Consider the following 1,885-nt stretch of genomic DNA (forward strand, 5'->3'; position numbering starts at 1 on the left):
TAGCACCATATTTAACTAAAATTTTCACATGTTCCAAATGATAATTGCCTAATATGTCAAAAATAATAGGTGAATACTCTTGTATATAATTTGGANTCAATCCTCCTTTGAGCATTGCCTCTAAAAAAGCAGGATGTTCTTGCGCAAGCGCTATACTTAATGGTGAATCCGAAAACTCCCCTCGTTGATCAAACGGCACACCCGCTTTCATCAACTCGGTAATAATATCTAAGCGAGGTGTAGATTTATGACTATTTCTATCGTTACGCGCTTCATACATCGCTACAGTTAAAATCGGTAATCCCCGCTTGCTTAATGTCTTCAAATCCGTTGTTACTGCCAAATTTTTGACCTGTTCTAGATCCCCTTTTTGAATAGCGCGGATCAACGGTTGCTGCTCTGTTGAAAAATCAGTAACTGAATAACTATCAGTAAACATACATCCTCCCAATAATAAACTTAAGAGTAAATTCCAAATAATTTTCATAATACATCTCTCCTTTGACTCCCTACAAAGTTGATTTAAATCCTTCTAATAACTGTTTTTCTAATGCAGATATCACTTTATCTATTCCATGATCAACGTAAGAATCTACGCCAGGAAACCAATGTTCATCTGTTTGAACCGGCAACTCATAGCTAGTGCTAGAGCGTGCATTAGGTAGTAGCACACCAATAGCGATATCAGGAGCAGTTAACGGTACTTTAGATATATAATCCCAAGTAAGTTCAGGTTTTTCAATAACTTGCATTCTTGTTAATAGTTCATGTTTAATATTATATGCTTCGATATTATTAGCAATGATTCTGTTATAACGCTCTACTGTAATATCTCGCACCCCTGGCGCATTAAAAATTGTTGCTTTAGAGCCGGTTGCCATTGCCGCTGCCGAGGCTAATCCGCCGCCTAGAGAATGACCGGTAAATTCCATATCATTAGCATATCCAGATTCGAGAATTTTTTTACTAATATCCCCCACACGCCTATAGTAGTCTGATTCCAACGCTAAACCTTGCTGAATATTATTTTCCCAATCCTCCCAATTTCTTGTGCCTCTAAATGCAATCGTTGATTTAAAATTTTCACCAAATACTGCTGAATCAGGTGCAAAAAAACGTGCCTGAAACCCTTTATCTATAGGAAGGTCACTTAGGGATAATTTATATTTAGAAAGTTCTTCTGGTTGTTGACTTATTTCTTTCCAGCCCACAGGGGGTTCACTACCTATCGGCTGATAAGCCGCTTTAGAAAGGATTGCCATCTGTAATGCTTTTCTTTCTCTATCCAGCTGATCTGCTAACTCATTTTGCCCATTTGCACGGAGTTCGGCTATTTTGTTAGATTGCGTTTCCCATTCTTTGGCAAGTTTTTCCGCTTTTGATTCGAATGAATTACCATTTTCTCCGGCTAATGCTAATGTTGCTGCCATTAATTGTTCAATTGATAAAAGCTTACTGCTGACTTCACTACTATTTAAATAAAGTTGCTGCCCGTTTAACTTAACCTCACCACTTCCTTCTATCGCAACAATGCCCGCTTTGGTTATCGTAATGCGCGATCCGCCTGTGCTCAAGCAAATATCACCATTTTTTGAACTGACTAATAATTGTTTATTAACAACCGTTTTCTTATTCCCTGAAATATTGACGGTATTATTCAATGTAATCGTCGATAACTCATCTTTTGCAATCTGTTTCTTACGATTACCTTGAATTGAGATATTCTGTTTTTTTGCGATGTACTCAATATGCTGGCCATTAACCTGGGTCTGCTTATTATTCAGCACATAGGTATTCATATCCTTCTGCGCCTGCAAATCCAAGCGCTGGTTATCCGTCGCATCCTCCATCAGTATGCCATTGTAACCGCCCCCTTTATACGTTT

The 1,885-nt window shown here is 38.2% G+C and carries 1 protein-coding gene; it reads right to left on the bottom strand.

All coding sequences use genetic code 11. The annotated features are described in order from the left end of the window. Nucleotides 1-509: 509 nt before the first annotated feature. A partial coding sequence (locus B8880_RS14480; protein ID WP_418889036.1) for a Tle-like phospholipase domain-containing protein occupies nt 510-1,885 on the bottom strand: 1,376 nt, incomplete at its 5' end.

It is taken from the genome of Pasteurella testudinis DSM 23072 (genome assembly GCF_900176075.1).
Taxonomy (GTDB): domain Bacteria; phylum Pseudomonadota; class Gammaproteobacteria; order Enterobacterales; family Pasteurellaceae; genus Chelonobacter; species Chelonobacter testudinis.